The organism is Photorhabdus aballayi (assembly GCF_026153155.1).
GTDB classification, from domain to species: Bacteria; Pseudomonadota; Gammaproteobacteria; order Enterobacterales; family Enterobacteriaceae; genus Photorhabdus; species Photorhabdus luminescens.
Map to the genome: position 1 here is coordinate 1 of NZ_JAPFCD010000012.1, position 18682 is coordinate 18682.

At 39.4% G+C, this 18682-nt stretch carries 16 protein-coding genes and 1 pseudogene; 10 read left to right on the plus strand and 7 right to left on the minus strand.

Going from position 1 to position 18682, the window contains the following annotated elements; translation table 11 throughout:
• Nucleotides 1-496: 496 nt before the first annotated feature.
• Nucleotides 497-961, plus strand: a complete 465-nt coding sequence (locus OO184_RS08625) for a helix-turn-helix domain-containing protein (protein ID WP_265378819.1) — start codon at nt 497-499, stop codon at nt 959-961.
• A 78-nt stretch (nt 962-1039) separates the two neighbouring features.
• Here the strand turns inward: OO184_RS08625 and OO184_RS08630 are convergent, their stop codons facing one another.
• On the minus strand, nt 1040-1918 hold the full coding sequence (locus OO184_RS08630) for a PhzF family protein (protein ID WP_265378820.1): 879 nt from the start codon (nt 1916-1918) through the stop codon (nt 1040-1042).
• 353 nt (nt 1919-2271) lie between these two features.
• On the opposite strand from OO184_RS08630, the gene OO184_RS08635 reads away from it, so the two are divergent.
• On the plus strand, nt 2272-3585 hold the full coding sequence (locus tag OO184_RS08635) for a glycoside hydrolase family 30 protein (protein ID WP_265378821.1): 1314 nt from the start codon (nt 2272-2274) through the stop codon (nt 3583-3585).
• Between the two features lie 41 nt (nt 3586-3626).
• Nucleotides 3627-5069 carry a 6-phospho-beta-glucosidase gene (locus OO184_RS08640; protein ID WP_265378822.1) on the plus strand — a complete coding sequence of 481 codons (1443 nt, stop codon included), beginning with the start codon at nt 3627-3629 and terminating at the stop codon, nt 5067-5069.
• A 52-nt stretch (nt 5070-5121) separates the two neighbouring features.
• On the opposite strand, the gene OO184_RS08645 is transcribed toward OO184_RS08640, so the two are convergent.
• Complete coding sequence (locus OO184_RS08645; RefSeq protein WP_265378823.1) at nt 5122-6306, minus strand: XylR family transcriptional regulator; 1185 nt, start codon at nt 6304-6306, stop codon at nt 5122-5124.
• A 319-nt stretch (nt 6307-6625) separates the two neighbouring features.
• On the opposite strand from OO184_RS08645, the gene xylA reads away from it, so the two are divergent.
• From xylA to OO184_RS08680, 7 genes are all read left to right on the plus strand, one after another.
• Nucleotides 6626-7945, plus strand: coding sequence for a xylose isomerase (gene xylA, locus OO184_RS08650; RefSeq protein WP_265378824.1), 1320 nt, complete (start codon nt 6626-6628; stop codon nt 7943-7945).
• A gap of 192 nt (nt 7946-8137) precedes the next feature.
• Nucleotides 8138-8329 carry a DUF5397 family protein gene (locus OO184_RS08655; protein WP_139654836.1) on the plus strand — a complete coding sequence of 64 codons (192 nt, stop codon included), beginning with the start codon at nt 8138-8140 and terminating at the stop codon, nt 8327-8329.
• Nucleotides 8330-8611 carry a virulence factor gene (locus tag OO184_RS08660; protein WP_265378825.1) on the plus strand — a complete coding sequence of 94 codons (282 nt, stop codon included), beginning with the start codon at nt 8330-8332 and terminating at the stop codon, nt 8609-8611.
• 173 nt (nt 8612-8784) lie between these two features.
• The gene (locus OO184_RS08665; RefSeq protein WP_265378826.1) at nt 8785-9354 is read left to right on the plus strand and encodes a hypothetical protein; all 570 of its coding nucleotides are present in this window, start codon (nt 8785-8787) and stop codon (nt 9352-9354) included.
• Nucleotides 9355-9645: 291 nt separating this feature from the next.
• Entirely contained in the window at nt 9646-10020 is a 375-nt protein-coding gene (locus OO184_RS08670; RefSeq protein ID WP_265378827.1) for a VOC family protein, read from the plus strand.
• A 392-nt stretch (nt 10021-10412) separates the two neighbouring features.
• Nucleotides 10413-10745 carry a helix-turn-helix transcriptional regulator gene (locus OO184_RS08675; protein ID WP_283256263.1) on the plus strand — a complete coding sequence of 111 codons (333 nt, stop codon included), beginning with the start codon at nt 10413-10415 and terminating at the stop codon, nt 10743-10745.
• Complete coding sequence (locus tag OO184_RS08680; protein ID WP_265378828.1) at nt 10745-12055, plus strand: type II toxin-antitoxin system HipA family toxin; 1311 nt, start codon at nt 10745-10747, stop codon at nt 12053-12055. Before OO184_RS08675 ends, OO184_RS08680 begins: the two co-directional genes overlap by 1 nt.
• Before the next feature lie 43 nt (nt 12056-12098).
• On the opposite strand, the pseudogene OO184_RS25180 reads toward OO184_RS08680, so the two are convergent.
• The 5 genes and pseudogenes from OO184_RS25180 to OO184_RS08700 all read right to left on the minus strand — a co-directional run.
• A pseudogene (locus OO184_RS25180) lies at nt 12099-12283 on the minus strand (integrase core domain-containing protein); the annotation flags it as partial.
• 114 nt (nt 12284-12397) lie between these two features.
• Entirely contained in the window at nt 12398-12811 is a 414-nt protein-coding gene (locus OO184_RS08685; protein WP_265378829.1) for an Exc2 family lipoprotein, read from the minus strand.
• A gap of 344 nt (nt 12812-13155) precedes the next feature.
• Nucleotides 13156-16761 (minus strand): transporter substrate-binding domain-containing protein, encoded by a 3606-nt coding sequence (locus tag OO184_RS08690; RefSeq protein ID WP_265378830.1) that lies wholly within the window; start codon nt 16759-16761, stop codon nt 13156-13158.
• A gap of 3 nt (nt 16762-16764) precedes the next feature.
• The gene (locus OO184_RS08695; RefSeq protein WP_265378831.1) at nt 16765-17391 is read right to left on the minus strand and encodes a response regulator; all 627 of its coding nucleotides are present in this window, start codon (nt 17389-17391) and stop codon (nt 16765-16767) included.
• Nucleotides 17392-17394: 3 nt separating this feature from the next.
• A complete protein-coding gene (locus OO184_RS08700) occupies nt 17395-18663 on the minus strand; it encodes a hypothetical protein (protein WP_265378832.1) in 1269 nt (422 codons plus the stop codon).
• Between the last annotated feature and the right edge of the window lie 19 nt (nt 18664-18682).

The window sequence follows — 18682 nt, forward strand, 5'->3', positions numbered from 1 at the left end:
ATACATCGCTTTTTTACGGAAATATTACCGGAACTTGCCGGGAGGCTGTCGTGCCGTATTAATGACAATTTCCAGATTCTGAATCCTGCATCTTCAAGTTAAGCGAGTATAGATAGTTTTAAATGGTGGTGGATTTGTTCCTATGTTTCATTGAGAATTTCAATAGGAATTAATTCAGTAGTGATTAATTCAATCCGTTACTTATAATTTTGAATCGCCCATAACATATAAGCAGAGCTTTCAGAGTTTTGCTGCATCGATATATTTATAGAGTGTTGATTTCGATATCACCATTAATTCATAAATCTGTTCTATGGTAATCGTCAGTATATCCATCAAAAAAGAGCATTTTCATTATCAAATAACGTGGATTCATTATCATTTAATCTTGGCTTGAGGTTCGGATAGAATTATTTAATGTTGCGTTACGTTTATTGCGATTTTCGTTTATTTCGTTTAATATGCTAAGTCAAAATAAATGACTAACAGGTGCAACATGATTACTTCCACTTTCTCTGATGTAAATCTTCCGGCTAAACGCGAAAGTGAAATAGCTGGAAAGGGGCTGCGTGAACTTTCAGCGTTCCTTTCGACAAAACTTGAAACTCAGCAAATTTCAATTATTAGTGATGATCATAAATCTCATCAAATTGAAGTGCCTACATCTGCACTTACTATGCTAGTGCAAATTTTAAGTGAATTAGCTTCAGGTAATGCAGTGCAAATTGTCCCTGTTCATGCTGAGCTAACAACTCAGGAAGCGGCAAACATATTGAATGTATCGCGGCCTCATATGGTTAAACTTCTAGAAGATGGTTGTCTTCCTTTCCATAAAACAGGTAGACATCGGCGTATTCGTTTTGCTGATCTGATGGAATATAAAAAGCAGCGTAACGCCGAGAGTATGGAGGCTATGAAGGCATTAGCTAATCAAGCTCAGGAATTAGGGAATTACGAATGACTCATTCCCCGTAGCCTGTGCTTGATGCATGTGTGTTGTATCCAGCTAGGCTGCGTGACTTATTAATGCATTCTTTCTTTAGATCGTGATGGCGCCATTGATACAGGTTACAGCACTGCCGCCGACAAAAATCTTACCATCAGAATGACTGAGCCACACACTTCCCTGACGGCCAAGTTTTTTGCCCTGTGATGAATGAACGACTTTATCGTCAATCATTGTTACTTTGTGGTGGCGCATAAATGCGGCAACACTGCCGTTTCCACTACCGCAAACAGGGTCTTCATTGACGCCGCATGATGGGGCGAAAGAGCGTACTTCAATATCAGCTTCTGCTCCTTCACGGTAGTTACCATACAGGCAAACTCCGGTGATGTTCATTTGTGTGTCGTGCTCATACAACTTGGCATAATCAGGTTCTGTTGCCAGCACGGCTTCTGCTCCCGCAGTATGAGCGACAATCCAGCGAGCTCCCACGTCAATAAGCGCGGGTGTTAACGCGCGATCTAACTGGCAACCTAGAATGCTTTCGAGGCGATCTGTCTGTTCAGTATTAAGCAGTGTGATGGTGGGTTCTGGCAGTTCGAAGGTGATTGATTTATGTCCTGATTGCATTTCAGTAACGTTCAATGTAATCAATCCCGCCCCACACTCTTGAACAATACGCCCTTCTCTCGCCTGAATTAAACCGGCTTCAAGAAGAGCATGTGCGGTACCGATTGTGGGATGACCGGCAAAAGGAAGTTCACTACTGGGTGTGAAAATCCGTACACGATAATCTGCCAATGGATTTTCTGCCGGCAGAATAAAAGTGGTTTCAGAAAGGTTGGTCCAGTTGGCAATGCCTTGCATCTGTATCGGTGAAAGTGCTTGAGCATCCATAACAACGGCGACGGGATTTCCTTTAAAAGGCCGGTGAGTGAATACATCAACCTGTTTAAATGGTACGAGAGACATGAAATTTCCTTATTTATACCCGTTATCTTTCAAGTTGCCTCTTTGTTGGCTGCACTCGCTCACCCCGGTCACATAGTTCTCTATGCTCCCGGGGATTCTCTCCCTTGCCGTCGCGATGCATCTTGAAATCTATAGGGTATATAGTGGTAAAAAGCGGCTTAGAAGTGTATCAGGGAATATACCGTTTAACACGGTGGTTTATAATAAAAGAATAATTTCGGTAAAATATATGTGATGAAACTCAAAGAAAACAATTAAATTAAATCATTTGTGAAATAACATAATACTAATATTAAAATAATTATGTTTAATTGGTTGCAATGAATTAATGCTTTTATGGGACACAATAAATCATGATCAAACTTATCTATACGAATAATAAAGAACAATGGAAAGAAGGATTGTCGATTAAAAAAACAGATGAGAAAGCTAATTTAATTATCACCAATAAACGAGGTAGAAAACTAGATGGTTTTGGCGGTTGTTTTAATGAACTTGGGATGAAAGCTTTATTAGATCTGGATAAAGAGAATAGAAAAACCGTTTTAGATAAACTATTTTTTCCAGATGGAGAATGTAAATTAACATTAGCTAGAATGCCGATAGGCGCCAGCGATTATGCCGTTTCTTGGTATAGTTTAAACGATATTGAAGATGATTATAATATGGATCATTTTTCAATTCAAAGAGACAAAAATTTATTAATTCCTTATATAAAGGAAGCTTTAAAAAGACAACCAAATTTAAAAATTTCTGCTTCACCGTGGAGCCCTCCGGTATGGCTTAAGACTCATCAAGTCTATAATTTTGGCAGATTAAAGCGTGATGCTCAAAGTCAGGATGCCTATGCTTTATATTTCGTAAAATTTATCGAAGAGTATCAGAAAGAAGGTATTTTAATTAATCAAATACATATTCAGAATGAAGTTTCTGCGGATCAAAAATTCCCTTCTTGTGTATGGAGCGGTGAGCAATTAAGAGATTTTATAAAAAAACATCTCGGACCTGGATTCGAACAAAATAATGTAAAAGCTGAGATTTGGCTAGGTACTATTAATGCCCCTGAATTCTCTAAAGAAATTGGGCAGGATTATGATGATTATGCAAACTGTGTATTACGTGATGCGGGGGCCTATAAATATATAAAAGGTGTTGGTTATCAATGGCAAGGGAAAAATGCTATTCAAAGAACGGTACAAAGTTATCCAGAATTAAAATATTATCAAACTGAAAATGAATGTGGTGATGGTCACAATAGTTGGGAATATGCTCATTATGTATTTACACTTTTCAGGCATTATTTAACCAATGGCGCTAATGGTTATTTTTACTGGAATATGGTGCTGCATTCAGAGGGAGAAAGTAGTTGGGGTTGGAAACAGAATAGCATGATAAGTATTCCAAAAGGAATAAATAAAGTGATATATAATCCAGAGTATTATGTCATGCGCCATTTTTCGGGTTTAATTTTACCTGACGCACAACATGTTGAATTAGAAGGTAATATGTCAGGAAATGCCGTTGCTTTCGAGAATAAAACGGGTTCCCTTGTGGTGAATATAAATAACTCTTATAAAGAAAAGCAAAAAATAAATATTAGTTATAATAATGAGATTTGGTCTGTTTATTTGGAATCTAACTCGATTAATTCTATTATCTTTAACTAAGAAAGTAGATTTTTGATGAAGATAATAATCAGGAGTTACTTATGAAGAATAAATTTCCTACCGGTTTTTTATGGGGCGGCGCGGTTGCCGCTAATCAAGTTGAAGGTGATTGGGATCAGGATGGCAAAGGAATGAGTATTGCTGATGTTATGACAAAAGGAGAGCATGGTGTTGATCGTGTCATCACTAATGGTATTGATGAAAATAAAATCTACCCTAATCATCAAGGTGTGAAATTTTATTCCCATTATAAAGATGACATTGCATTATTTGCAGAAATGGGATTCAAATGCTTTAGGACATCAATTGCTTGGTCAAGAATTTTTCCTCATGGTGATGAATTACAACCTAACGAGGCAGGCTTAAAATTTTACGATGATCTTATTGATGAATTGTTGAAATATAATATTGAACCCATTATTACTTTGTCTCACTTTGAAATGCCTTATCACTTGGCTAAGAAATATGGTGGTTGGTATAACCGAAAAGTAATAGACTTTTTTATGAATTTTAGCCTAACGGTTATGGAAAGATATAAAGATAAAGTCAAATACTGGATTACATTTAATGAAATTAATAATCAAATAAATTGGCAATATCCACTATTTGGTTATTGTAATTCAGGCGTGATTTATCAGGACCACGATAATCCAGAACAGGTCATGTATCAAACCATTCATCATCAATTTGTTGCGAGTGCAAAAGTTGTCAAATTAGGCCATGAAATAAATTCTAATTTTAAAATTGGCTGCATGATCCATATGTCGCCATTATATCCAGAGAGCTGTAAGCCAGAAGATGTTTTATATGCACAACAAGCCATGCGTCAGAAATATCTGTTTAGTGACGTTCAACTTCGTGGATATTATCCATCTTATCTTATTAAAGAATGGGAAAGAAAAAATATAGAACTTCATATTGAAGATGGCGATTTAAATTGGTTACGGGAAGGTTGCGCTGATTATTTAGCGATAAGCTATTATATGAGTAATATTGTCTCTTCATCCACGGAAATGTTAGAAGAAAATAGTCAATCCCTCTCCTTCTTTGAGCAAGGAAAACTCAATCCCTATTTAAAATCTTCTGAGTGGGAATGGCAAATTGATCCTATAGGCATTCGATACAGTTTATCTGAGTTATATGAACGTTATCAGAAACCTATTTTTATTGTTGAAAATGGATTGGGTTCCGTTGATAAATTATCTCAAGATGGTGTTATCAATGATGATTATCGTATTGAATATTTAGCATCACACTTATCTGAAATTAAAAAATCTATTTTTTTCGATGGTGTTGATATCCTTGGTTATACTGTATGGGGATGTATCGATTGTGTCTCTTTTTCAACTGGCGAATATCGTAAACGATATGGATTCATTTATGTCAATGTTGATGACAATGGAAATGGGGACTTTGCGCGTTATAAGAAAAAGAGCTTTTATTGGTATAAGGAAGTTATAGCAACGAATGGCGAAGATATCTAATTAAATTAAAAGCTATCCTGTTGTTTTGGGATGGCTTATTAATTTGAAATATTTAATTCTCTTTGGTGATTTTATATTTATCTCGATACTCTTTAGGAGTCATATTATAGTTTCGTTTGAACATGGAGTAAAAATAATGTAAAGAAGAATAGCCGCAAACGGTAACAATTTCACTGATTGAAATAGAGGTATGTATTAAAAGGTTTTTTACTTTATCTAACTTTTCATTATGAATGATAGTATGCATTGTTTGTCCAAATTCATTTTTAAAACGGTTTTCAAGATTAGAGCGTGACATACCAACAGCATCAATAACTTGTTCAACCCTTATCCCTTTACAAGCGTGATGACGAATATAATGCATTGCTTGAATAACCGCGGGATCGCTTAATGCCCGAAAATCTGTCGATTGCCTTGCAATAACCTTTAAAGGTGGAATTAATTGGCGGTGGTATTTCTTAGGAGCGTGGCCTTTAAGGAGTTTATGAAGCAACTTTGCGGCTTGATAGCCCATTTGTTGCGTGCCTTGCACGACGGAAGAGAGTGCGGTACGTGAAAGAAAACGGGCTATTTCTTCATTATCTATACCGATAACACAGAGTTTATCTGGAATAGGAATATTGAGATGTTCACATGCGGCTAAAATATGTCGAGCTCTGGCATCCGTTACCGCAATAATGCCGGTATTTGGGGATAAAGTTTGGAGCCAATCTTTTAATTTATTTTGTGCGTAAAACCAGTTTTCTGGCGTTGTCTCCATTCCTTGATACACCACACCTTGGTATTTTTCTTTTTCGACTAATTGCTGGAAAGCATATTCACGTTCTATTGCCCATCGTTTACCACTCGTCTGGGGTAAACCATAAAATGCGAAACGTTTAATACCTTTATCTTTTAAATGATTAAATGCACTTTCTATTAAAGCGAAGTTATTTGTTGCAATATAATGAGCCGCAGGATAATGACTTTCCAGGTGATAAGAGCCGCCGACACCAATAATAGGAATATCTAACTGGCTAAAAAAACGTTGAATTTCTATATCATCAAAATCAGCAATAATTCCATCACTCTGCAAGGTTTTCAGGCTATTTAATTTCGCGGTGAAATCTTCTTCAATGAAGATATCCCAATTACATTTAAATGCCTGTAAATATTCACCTATTCCTTCTATCACCTGACGATCATAGGCTTTATTAGCGTTAAATAATAGTGTTATATGGTATCGTCTATTCATCATTTATTTCCTTATTGATTTATACCCTTCATCTTTCAAGCTGCTGCTTTGTTGGCTGCTTTCACTCACCCCAGTCACATAGTTATCTATGCTCCTGGGGATTCATTCACTTGCCGCCGCGCTGCAACTCGAAATCTATTAGGTATATACAATCTTAATAATAATTATTTTTCTATTTTCAGGGTTAAATTAATGATAAATTATGAGATAAATCACACAATTAACAATAATCTTAATGGAGAAATAAAATAACGCAATTGAAAATAGCGACATTGATGAACAAAATTTTATATACACATATACCTATTAGATAGAGGCAGATATGCAGCAATATTTTGAGGGAATAAATAGAATTAGTTACGAAGGTCGGCAAAGTAATAATCCATTGGCTTTCCGTCATTACAACCCAGAAGAGATTATTTTAGGCAAAAAGATGAAAGATCATCTGCGTTTTGCCGTCTGCTATTGGCACAGTTTCTGTTGGAATGGTACGGATATGTTTGGTTCTGGGGCATTTGAGCGTTTTTGGCAAACAGGAGGTGATGCCTTAGAATTGGCTAAGCTTAAAGCTGATGTTGCTTTTGAGTTTTTCTACAAGCTCAATATTCCTTTTTATTGTTTCCATGATATTGATGTTGCCCCTGAAGGTTGTTGCTTAAAAGAATATATTTATAATTTGGACGTCATGTCCGATATTCTCGCAGATAAACAAGCAGAGACTAACGTTAAATTGTTATGGGGAACGGCAAACTGTTTTACACATCCTCGTTATGCTGCCGGTGCATCAACCAATCCAGATCTCAATATTTTTGCTTATGCTTCAGCACAGGTATGTCAGGTGATGCAAATGACTAAAAAACTGGGTGGTGAAAATTATGTACTGTGGGGCGGACGTGAAGGCTATGAAAGTTTGCTCAATACAGATTTACGTCAGGAAAGAGAACAAATTGGCCGTTTTATGCAAATGGTTGTGGATTATAAATACAAAATTGGTTTTCAGGGAACATTATTAGTTGAACCTAAACCTCAGGAGCCGACTAAACACCAATATGATTATGATGTAGCTACCGTTTATGGTTTCTTAAAGCAGTTTGGTTTAGAAAATGAAATTAAGGTGAATATTGAAGCTAACCATGCCACATTAGCTGGACACTCATTCCAACATGAAGTTGCCACGGCGATTGCATTGGGGATATTTGGTTCTATTGATGCGAATCGCGGGGATGCTCAATTGGGTTGGGATACCGATCAATTTCCAAATAGTGTCGAGGAGAATTCACTGGTAATGTATGAAATCTTAAAAGCCGGTGGTTTTACAACGGGTGGTTTAAATTTCGACGCGAAAGTTCGCCGTCAAAGCATTGATATTGATGATCTGTTTTATGGACATATCGGCGCCATTGATACTATGGCTTTATCATTAAAGAGTGCGGTGAAAATGTTAGTAGACGGTAAATTAGATGAATATGTCGCTCAACGTTATTCTGGTTGGAATAGTGAATTAGGTAGAAATATTCTTGAAGGAAAAATGACACTTGATGAAGTAGCACACTATGCAGAAACATTGGTTCAGGAACCTAAGCATCGAAGTGGACAACAGGAATTACTCGAAAATCTTATTAATCGCTATATTTATGGTTAAATTAATTATTGGCTAACAGGTCTCGTATTGGGAACAGATAAATTAGCGAAAATAGTACTTAATTATGAGAAAGCACTATACCGCCAATTTACAGTACACAATATCAAGGGGTTAGCATTCCCGAAAGTCGTTCTTGAAACAATATTCTCAAAATACTACACTATCAATGGATTTCAATAATGAGGAACGGTCATGATAACGACACCATTTGTACCTGTTGGCACGATAAAAAGCTTTGGTGTGTTTGGGCCAAAATATGAAGTAGGAAAATTGCTCCGTCCGTTAGAGGATGGTGATTGGATGATAGAAGTCGTCCTGGTAGAAACGGGTGAAAAAACCGAATACCGTCTGACCCACGTTAACAATGACCCCAAGGCTGCCTGAATGTACGCTATTGCCTTTGATTTAGTTGTCGCTGACACCGAACAACACCACCCTAAAGGAGTATCGCAGGCCTACGCTGAAATCGGCGCAATACTGGCTCAATACGGTTTTAGACGCGTTCAGGGCAGTCTGTATGTTAGCGAAGACGAAAATATGGCCCAGCTTTTTGTAGCGATCCAATCCCTCAAGGCCCAATCGTGGTTTCCTCCCTCAGTGCGTGATATTCGTGCTTTCAGAATTGAACAATGGTCTGATTTCACTCCTGTGGTTAAAGGTCAGTGAATTATGTTAATTGGCAATGCTCGTGTTTCGACGCAAGAATTTTTTCCGTTTTCAGAGACGACCCCTGTTCTGACTTGTCATAAAATTAATATTTTATCTCTATATAAATAACAATCTTTTTTATTGTTGATATATAAATACGTATTTCTCAACAATTAAATAGGTATTATAAGATGGCTGAAATAAAATTAAAGAATGGTAAAGTTATTGCTCTTGATGAAGCTGAGAAGGTAAATTCTCGTGAAGCAAAGGGCGGATATTTGTATATGCTTGATAATATAGTTTATAAGCCAATGAATCTAGGCACTTCTGTTGAACATTGTTTTAGAAATGCTGATATTAATTATGGATTGCCAAACGTATACTTAGATGTTTTTAATGCTATATTTTCATTTCAAACTGCCAATGGTATGACTCGTAGTGAGGAAGCCACTTTTATTAAGATGAAACGAATTGATATGAGTAATAGTAATAATCGTTTCTTTCAGATTTCTCATGGTGGGGAGGCGAATCTTAGGAACTTTATTAATAGAGAGAGTGATAAAGAAAGGTTAAAAAGAATTTTACGAGCTTTATGTGCAGCCCGGGAATCGAAATTAAAAGATCCTCAAGGTTTTTATTTATCAAGAGGCTCTGATCCGATATTGTTCTGTGATATTCATTGTGGTTCAACACCTCCTCCAGAAATTGAAGGGTTGATTGAACATACTAAAGGTAGGATGAAAGATCTTTTTGATAATTGACTTGTATTAGTCACAACCAAATCTGACAAAACACCTTGAAAGGTTGAGAGTTACCGGTTTGATATGGATGTTAAATCCTTATACAAAACGCAAGAGGTAACTCTCATGTTTTCCCCACAAGATTCGATCTTAGACATCTCCATATCCCAGAATTCCCACATCAATTTACATATGTATGTATATACAGCCTGCTAACATTATATTACTATGATACAAGCGCAATCCGGTAACAAATGTTACATATTGATTTGCTTTTACTCTCTTATTGAATCTAACTTAGATGAGAATTACATGATGACAGTATCCCCTAAACCTAACCTTCAACTTGTTTACGTATCTGATATTGAACGTTCGACAGCCTTTTACAAGACACTTTTGAATTCTGAACCAGTATTTTCGAGTCCTCGTTATGTGGCATTTGCCGCCGGCGGTGAAGCACTATTCGCTATTTGGTCAGGCGGAACAACGCCAGATGCCTCTACTCCTCGGTTCTCTGAGATCGGTATTATGTTGCCATCTGGAGAAGATGTAGATCGCTTATTTGAAGAATGGCAGAAGAAACCCGATATCAAGATTGTGAAGGAGCCCCACACTGAAATCTTTGGTCGTACTTTCCTCGTTGAAGATCCCGATGGTCATATTATTCGGGTATGTCCTTTGGATTAGATACATTGAGTCCTCCCTATGTCAGCCATGATTTACATAGGAAATAAGCAGCAATGGAAGAACCTGCTTATTAAGAAAGGTTTCAATTTTCATGTTGGTTGTTCCATCCCGTTAGCTGCGGATTTCCGCTAGGCATTCTGCCCGGTAGTTATATAGAAGATTAGTGAAACCCGTCGTAAACCCTCGATAGAACGGGAGCAGCCTCCCCTACTATTAATCCAATCTATATCAATTCAATTTATAATGTCCTACATATAGGACATTATCACCATTAACGTGTATAATGTTCTTTTAATGGGATATTAAAATGCAACATTAAAGTTACAATATAATGTTCTAATAATTATCCATTATAGCTAATAATAGTTTTAATGTGTCATTTTGGGAGCGTTATGATTTCATATGAAAGAACAGCTTCAGCAATTGCGGAAGAATTGGGAGAACGTTTGAAACAAGCTCGACTAAATCATGATCTGACTCAAGCTGAAGTTGCTGAACTTTCAGGAGTCACAAGAAAAACTGTACTGAATGCTGAAAAAGGTAAAGTCCAATTAGAGATTTTTGTTGCCATTATGGCAGCGTTAAACTTAACCGAACAATTAGATCTTTTTCTTCCCAAACAAAACATATCTCCTATCCAACTAGCTAAACTTCAGGGAAAAAAACGACAACGAGCATCCGGTCTTAGAAAAAACAATATTGAAGAGGATACGCCAGGATGGTAATGGAAGTTATCAACGCAATTTACAATCAACATAAAGTTGGTGCAGTGAGTTTTGACTCTAGTAAAAACTTGGGCTTATTTCAGTACGACCCCAGTTTTATCTCTAAAGGGATCGAACTGTCTCCATTGAAAATGCCTTTAACAAATAAAATCTACAGTTTTCCAGAACTAGGCTATGACACGTTTAAAGGGCTGCCTGGATTGATTGCAGATTCATTACCAGATGACTTTGGCAACGCTGTACTTAATGCATGGGTTGCAGCTCAAGGTAAATCTCCTAACGACATTACACCTTTGCAGCGACTTCAATATACAGGGAAACGGGGGATGGGTGCTCTTGAATACGTACCAGCAACTAAAATGAGAAACCTTAATTCCTCAAAACAAGTAGAAATAGATTCATTGGTTTCTATTGCCCAAGAAATTCTAAACTCCCGTGGTGATTTTACTGTTGAGTTGATTAATAACGGTCGGGAAGATCTCGAGGCCATGATGTCACTACTTTCTGTTGGTATGAGTGCTGGCGGAGCTAGACCCAAAGCTGTATTAGCCTTTAATGAGGACTTCACTCAGGTTCGCTCCGGTCAAGTTAAAGTTCCTAACGGTTTTACTCACTATCTTATGAAATTTGATGGTGTCAGTGAGCACAACAAAAACCAAGAAACCTTTGGTGATCCACTGGGTTATGGGGCGATGGAGTATGTGTACCATTTAATGGCAATAGACTGCGGTATAGATATGATGCCCTGCCATTTACTACCTGAAGGCGACAGGCGTCACTTTATCACACAGCGTTTTGATCGCAATGGGAATGAGAAAGTGCATGTCCAAACCTTAAATGGACTTGCGCATGTTGACTATAAAAAACCAGGTTCCTTCTCTTACGCAGAACTTTTCTTTGTTGCTAGGCAGCTAAAACTATCGGCTAAAGCTGCTGACCAGTTACTAAGAAGAATGTGCTTTAATATCATTGCTAGAAATCATGATGATCATTCTAAAAATTTCGCTTTCATATTAAAAAACAAAAAATGGGATTTGGCACCGGCCTACGATTTAGCCTATAGTTACAAGCCTGACAGTAGATGGGTAAACAGTCACTGGATGAGTTTAAACGGTAAAAGGGACAACTTTACTCGGCAAGATTTTTATTCATTAGAAAAATTAAGCCCGTTGTTCACCAAAAAAATGGTCAATGGAATTATTGAGGAAATCATAGAAAAAGTCTCTGCCTGGAGTAAGATAGCCGCTGATTTTGGTGTACCAAAATCATTGATTGATCTAGTTGATACAAATTTGAGATTGAATATCTAATTATTGAGATGTGAGATCTCTGATTTCGACTGATAAATCGTTCTTAGACTCTCATTTTATCGACAAAAGTTTCATAGGGCGTGTTTTACCTTTCAAGCCACCATGTGGTGTGATAGTTGTAAAACGCCTCCCATTCCGCTAATTTGGCCTCTAAATCTACGTCCCCTTATAGTTTAGTAATTGGTAAAATTCTTGCTGATCGATAAGATGGGAGCGTTCAACTTTCCCAATTGGGCCAAATGCTAGATTATTTTTGTACTTTACTGCTAGGTTGCTTATCCCGTTTGGGATACCAACGCCCAAATTGCTTCTTTTAGCTTGCCATTCTGACGAGTAATTTTCTTACTTGCCATAGTAACCTGCCTCGTAAGAATTGATGATTCCGTTAATTAATGCTTTTTTCTTCTTATTTGAAATCTGATTATTGTTGATTTCTTTTTTGTGTACTTTTTGTGAAATGAATATTTCGGACATGCCTATTTCTTGAATTAAATTATCACTCTTAAAATAATTAATTTTTTGTTCAAATTCATGTGAGCTGATGTTATTCATTCTATCCTTAACTCCTTCTCGATAAAATTGTTCAAAGAATGGCGTCATAAGCTTAATAGAATTATTTACATGTGTTTCAAAATTAGGGTCAAAATCATCATTAGAGCGATAAACATAATGTCTGGCTTCCCGTTCATAAGGTGGGAGATTTATTGAACAAGAAGATAAAAATAAGAAAATAGGGAAAAAATATAAAGCACGCATAAAAAATCCTCAATGATTTTGTCCTAATAATAATGCACTGGTCAGGATAAAGTTGCTAACTGTGGCTGTATTCATAGAGAATACCTTCCTTAGATGTATACCCTTCATCTTTCAAGCTGCTGCTTTGTTGGCGGCTTTCACTCACCCCAGTCACATCGTTATCTATGCTCCTGGGGATTCGTTCACTTGCCGCCGCGCTGCAACTCGAAATCTATTAGGTATATACCCGTTAGATAATGTGAGAGCAATGTACGTCAAAATGGTGTTTTTTCCAATTTTTACGATGACAAAAATTGCATTTATATTTTCAAGCTAAGGTTTTTCTGTGTCGTTTCATTTGATTTCTAACTATGCAATTTCCCCCATTTCTGCTTAATTTGCTGTTGGAAATATTCCGCACGAGTTAATAAGACGGCTATTGTTTTCACATCACAATGTTCACTTTTTTCAATTCGCAGGCAGACACGTATTCCTTGCTGATATTGCATCAGCGCAAAAGCGCCTTTCATACGGTGAGCGTGATGCACAACTTTTTCATGGCATTGTTGGTTTTCCTGCTGTTGCAATTCTGCAATGTCTTCGGACATCCCTTGCTGTATTGCACTGAGTAATTGGCGTTCTACAGCTACATTTTGTTGAGCCAATGCTTGAATTTCATCGAATTTTAACGTTGCTTTGTCATTGACTTGCCGGTAATAACGGGTAATTTCTGCCAGCAATTTGCTTTGCACCAATGGCTTGGTTAATACCCCATTCATTCCGGCTTCCAAACAACGAGTCTGTTCGGTAGAAAATGCGTTCGCGGTACATCCGAGAATAATAAATGGCGGTAGTTGCCGTAATTGCTCATGTTTTCTCAGTAACTGAGCCAGTTCGTAACCGTTCATTACCGGCATCTGGCAATCTGTCAGTACGATATCGAAATAGCCCTCTTCCACCAGATTCATGGCCTGTTCGCCGCTTTCAGCTAGCTCAATCCAATGGCCCGATGGCGCTAACTGTAATGACAATACCTGTAAATTGGCAGGTAGATCATCAACCACTAAAATATTCAAAGATTCATGAAGTTCCGTCTCAATGTTTTCGGCTTTTTCACTTATCGCCTGCTTTTCAATAACAGTACGTGTAAGTGGTAGCACCACGGTAACCTGTGCGCCGCCACTAGGTGCGCCAGTGATTTTCAGACTGCCGCCCATTAATTCAACTAACTGTACAGAAATAGGTAATCCCAACCCCGTACCGGTTTTACCGCCATTATTTTGCGTTACCTGTACATAGGGCAGCAAAACCGCTTCATACATGGTTTCCGGGATGCCGCAGCCGGTATCGGCAACCACCAGCGTAATTTCATCTTGCTGACTCTCTGGAAGAGGCTGATAGCTGGCGATGATCTGTACACTACCCTGTTCGGTAAATTTAATGGCATTACCCAACAAGTTATTAATGACTTGGGTTACGCGGGTCGCGTCCAGTAGATGATAATATTCAGACGGCAAATCAAACTGATAGGTGAAAAGTAATTCTTTTTCCTTTGCTCGATGGCTAAAAGTCGCCACACAACTTTCCAGAATCGCTTGCAATGATTCCGGCTTGAGATTCAGCACCATTCGTCCAGATTCTATCTTGGAAAAATCCAGCACATCACCGATGATTCCTTGCAAGGATATGGCAGCCTGCCAGGCGATATGTAGTGGCGTGGATAGCTGAGTTTGCTGTTTTACCTCCAGATCAAGAATACCGATAATGGCTTGCAGCGGGGTGCGGATCTCATGACTCATGTGGGCCAGAAAATCTGATTTTTCCAAACTGGCGAGTTCTGCCTTATCACGTTCCTGGCGTAGTTCTTGCGCCAGCAATTTACGTTCAGTCACATCAAACCAGCCGCCAATGATTCCCTGAACAACGCCTTCGGTATTGCGATAACTTTCGAGCCACAAATAAACATCTTTGTCCTGCTCCTGAATAACAATGTTGCGATCGGAGAAATGCACCGGTGCCCCTTCCAAACAGCGTAGAAAAATTAGACTGATTTCTTGCTCATCGGTCGGTTTTAAAAAGCATAGGGAAAAAAGACTACGGCCAATCACCTCAGATCCGACAGTACCCATTTCATGCCGGAAATAGAGGTTAGCCGCCGTGATGCACATAGTCGGATCGCAGACAAACATTGGCGTAGGCATGTTATTAAACAGCGTTTCCCAGTACGCCAGTAAATCCTGTAAGTTGCTTTCTGCGGTTTTACGCCGTCTGATTTGATGTGCGAGATAACTGCCCCAAAAAATTGAACTTAACGCAATCACAAGTAACGCTCCTCCCCACAGTTTCACCCAAGGAGAGATTTTATTGTCGTTATAAGGCGTGACATTCGCCATAGATAACCACTTCAACCGTAATACTCGCAGTTCATTTGGCGGCAGTGCATCAATGCTTTTATTTAAGATATCAACCAGTTGAGGATAGGCCGGTATGATGGCGTATTGTTCCGGTTGTAACGAGCCTTTAAAGAATTGAATAGAAATATTGGCGCCGTAGCGGCTTGCTTGTAGGTAATCAGCACTGATCAGGCTATCAAAAGTTGCATCTGCCGCTCCAGCCAGCACCATATCAATACCTTGCGTCACGCTGTCAACTTCGATGATAAAAATATCTGGATACTGTTTTAATAGTGATAAAAGTGCGTTGCCGCGCTGAATCGCCACCCGATGGTGTTTAAGTTGTTCAAACTCATAAGGCGCATTGCGCTCATTGCGCGTGATCATCACCCATTCCACGGTACCATAGGGATGACTGAAAGAGAGCCAACGGCTACGTTCGGGCGTGTTGAGCATGGAGGACATTTGCGCTTCGCCATTTTCTAACAGCTTTTTAATGCCTACTGCGCCATCTGTCGGCATAAAATTGAAGGTGATGCCGCTTTTTTCTCCCAGTAAACGTAAAATATCCACATCCAATCCGGTGATTTGACCGTTTTTATCCAGAAAGGAATAAGGTGGCGCATTGCGATTCAGTGCCACATTGACGACAGGATTTCTTTTAATCCAGGCTTTTTCTTGAGCTGAAAAGATGGCTGCGTCGTTATTGTTGCCCAACGCTAGCCCAGATATCCAACGTTCATAAACTTTATTTCTGATGGCATGAGGAATGGATGTCAGAATCAGATTTACTGCTTCGACCATGCCATCACCGCGGTGGCCAAGAAAATCATATCGTTCCCCGAGTGAAATATCCCGGCGGTAAGTCAATCCGGTAAACGGGCGAAAAGCCAGTAAATAGGCAATCTGGCTTTGTCCATCCAGATAGGCATCCATTTCGCCATCCACGACGGCTTGTATTCCCTCCTGCTGATTTTTCGCCACTGAAATAGTGCGGTAATGTTTACGTAATCGCTTAATGACATCTGGATCACTGCCTGGCGCCGCCATAATATTCATTTTGGCAAATGGCATATTCACTTGTTCTTTGCGCATAATCAGGGCAAGTGGTTGTACCAGAATTGGGTAAGTGTCATTTGCTCCATTTCCTGATTGTGATGAGGCGGAATTCGATAACAGTTGGATATCTCCACGTTGCAATGCTTTATAACCGGATTCCCAGTTGCCAAACAGCCGTACCTCCACTGGCCTTTTCAGCACGGTTTCAATCAAGCGCAGATAATCCGCATAAATCCCTTCCAATTTGCCGTCCCAACGATGGATCACCAATGGCGCGCCGATACAACAGAGAATGCCGACTTTTAATGTTGGAAAGCGTGGGGGAAGAATCGCTTGTTCTTTAATGGGCAATGGCAAAAATTCCTGCGATTCTTGCGTAACGTTTGAATAAAATTCCACCGGCAATCCATTTGTCGGCAGTTCTTGCGCATTGCGGTATTCAAATAGGTTGAGACTCCAGCCAGATAGCGGTAACAGTAAGAGGGCAAACCATCGCCATTCTTTGCGCCAGCACTTCATGGCTTATAGCCCCAGTCCAATTTGATGCAAATAATTATAAAGTGCGGCTTCATTATCTAACCCGAGCTTTTTCATTGCGCTGATTTTTTGTGCGCTGATTGTCTGCTTAGTACGGTATAAACGCGCGGCAATATCATTCACACTCAACCCTTGTCCCAACAGTTTAATCACTTCCAATTCTTTGCTGGTTAGCGTTCTTACAACTTCCTCGTCCGGGGATTCGAGAAATTGTTCACTTAAGTAGGGTTCATAACGTCCGGTTGTGCTGTACAACCCTTTTACCAGCTCATGGGATAAGCTATTTTTGTTCAAAATCGCTTTCACTCTGTAGTCAATCAATGAAGCTATTATTTTTCGGTCGCTGATCATCGTAATCACCACAATCGGCAAGTTTGGATATTGTTCCCGTATTCGGCTAATCATCCTCAGACCGTCGCTTTGGTTATTACCCGGCATAATGAAATCTGTAATCAGCATATCCGTTTCTTTTTCTTCCAGTAGAGAGAAAAGCGTGGCGACATCATGAGCTTCCCCCACAATCTGGTAATTTTCCGGCAATGTTGACAGTATCGTGCGTAGTCCTAATAAAAATACCGGATGATCGTCAGCAATAATGACTCGTCTGGGCATAAGTTATTTCTCCAGATTATTTTCTACTTTACTTTTTTTATGTGCTATTTCACGTATCGTTCCTTCAACAAAACCGGCATTTTCTCCCGCATGGACGATTAAGGCGATAATGACCAGATTAAATTCGCCTTTGCCATCGGCAATCCGAACTTTTAGTGTCTGCGGTATTTGCGAGACTGAATTTTTAAGCTGTTCGATTTTATGTCGATCTTCCTGATGTACCCAAGCCATCAATTGCGACCAGGAGGCAGGCGCTTTTCCGCACCGCATCCAGGCAGAACCATTATGATGCCAGTACAGATGCCCGTTGGCGCTTAACCGAAAGCAATTCACCTGTTCTTGATCCAGCATGGCTCTCATTAACAGAAAACGCGCTTTTCGCTGATGCAATTCATTAATTGTTTTAGACAAACAACTACAGCATAACAGCGCAGGCAAAGTGAACGCTGTACTGTACCAAGCCGCTATCTGCACATTTTGTTGGGGGTTGGTTAACGGGGATGAGAATGGACCAAGGCCAAAAATGGTAGCACTCACGATCCCCACTGTACACAGGGATAAAAAGCTGCTTAATACTAATAGATTACCGCTGAGTGCCAGCACCATCGGCAAACTAAAGGAAAACAGCAGTGCGATCCCTTGCCAGTGTATTTTCCCGGCTTCCGGTGGCGGACTGATGAACAATGCTATCATGGCAAGTAGAGCCACCAGCCATAAACCGTAGACTTTCCAGTTCTCAACCCTACTTTTCTCATAGGTGATACAGGAGATAACAAACAGCGTAAATGGCAGATAACTCAACACTGAGCCTACGACAATCGGTAATGAAACCGATATGTCGGTAGGATAACCAAAGAGATGAAGTATCCACTTTGCGATAAATCGCTCAATGATGCCACTTAACGAACAGAGTACGGTCAGGCTAATGATGTCCCTTGGCCTCTTTGGGGCACGCATGACACCGTAAAAAAACTGCCAGATCAGCGCGGTTACCACCAGCATCATCACATTGATGCAGGAAAAGATCAGCGATACGTTTACTGGTCTTCCATACCACTGACTGGCAGTCAGCGAAATCAAGGCGCCCGTTATTAACCAGACAGGCCAGTACCGTGGCGCCCTGGCGCAAAATATGCCTTGTAACAAGCCTGCCGGAAACCACACTAGTGACGACAGGCTCCACACATCCCGTACCTGTAGGCTTAACAGTGCCAGCGTGAAATTGACCAATGTAAAAATAAACCAGAAGATCACTATCTTTTTCATTTTCATCGGGATCTATTCCGTAACA

What these genes read in the sequence shown, in the direction of transcription:
- OO184_RS08660 (WP_265378825.1), top strand. Translation starts at nt 8,330, where the DNA reads ATGTACGCTATTGCCTTTGATTTAGTTGTCGCTGACACCGAACAACAC.
- OO184_RS08630 (WP_265378820.1), bottom strand. Translation starts at nt 1,918, where the DNA reads ATGTCTCTCGTACCATTTAAACAGGTTGATGTATTCACTCACCGGCCT.
- OO184_RS08685 (WP_265378829.1), bottom strand. Translation starts at nt 12,811, where the DNA reads ATGCGTGCTTTATATTTTTTCCCTATTTTCTTATTTTTATCTTCTTGT.
- OO184_RS08635 (WP_265378821.1), top strand. Translation starts at nt 2,272, where the DNA reads ATGATCAAACTTATCTATACGAATAATAAAGAACAATGGAAAGAAGGA.
- xylA (WP_265378824.1), top strand. Translation starts at nt 6,626, where the DNA reads ATGCAGCAATATTTTGAGGGAATAAATAGAATTAGTTACGAAGGTCGG.
- OO184_RS08700 (WP_265378832.1), bottom strand. Translation starts at nt 18,663, where the DNA reads ATGAAAATGAAAAAGATAGTGATCTTCTGGTTTATTTTTACATTGGTC.
- OO184_RS08655 (WP_139654836.1), top strand. Translation starts at nt 8,138, where the DNA reads ATGATAACGACACCATTTGTACCTGTTGGCACGATAAAAAGCTTTGGT.
- OO184_RS08625 (WP_265378819.1), top strand. Translation starts at nt 497, where the DNA reads ATGATTACTTCCACTTTCTCTGATGTAAATCTTCCGGCTAAACGCGAA.
- OO184_RS08670 (WP_265378827.1), top strand. Translation starts at nt 9,646, where the DNA reads ATGATGACAGTATCCCCTAAACCTAACCTTCAACTTGTTTACGTATCT.
- OO184_RS08680 (WP_265378828.1), top strand. Translation starts at nt 10,745, where the DNA reads ATGGAAGTTATCAACGCAATTTACAATCAACATAAAGTTGGTGCAGTG.
- OO184_RS08665 (WP_265378826.1), top strand. Translation starts at nt 8,785, where the DNA reads ATGGCTGAAATAAAATTAAAGAATGGTAAAGTTATTGCTCTTGATGAA.
- OO184_RS08645 (WP_265378823.1), bottom strand. Translation starts at nt 6,306, where the DNA reads ATGATGAATAGACGATACCATATAACACTATTATTTAACGCTAATAAA.
- OO184_RS08690 (WP_265378830.1), bottom strand. Translation starts at nt 16,761, where the DNA reads ATGAAGTGCTGGCGCAAAGAATGGCGATGGTTTGCCCTCTTACTGTTA.
- OO184_RS08695 (WP_265378831.1), bottom strand. Translation starts at nt 17,391, where the DNA reads ATGCCCAGACGAGTCATTATTGCTGACGATCATCCGGTATTTTTATTA.
- OO184_RS08675 (WP_283256263.1), top strand. Translation starts at nt 10,413, where the DNA reads ATGATTTCATATGAAAGAACAGCTTCAGCAATTGCGGAAGAATTGGGA.
- OO184_RS08640 (WP_265378822.1), top strand. Translation starts at nt 3,627, where the DNA reads ATGAAGAATAAATTTCCTACCGGTTTTTTATGGGGCGGCGCGGTTGCC.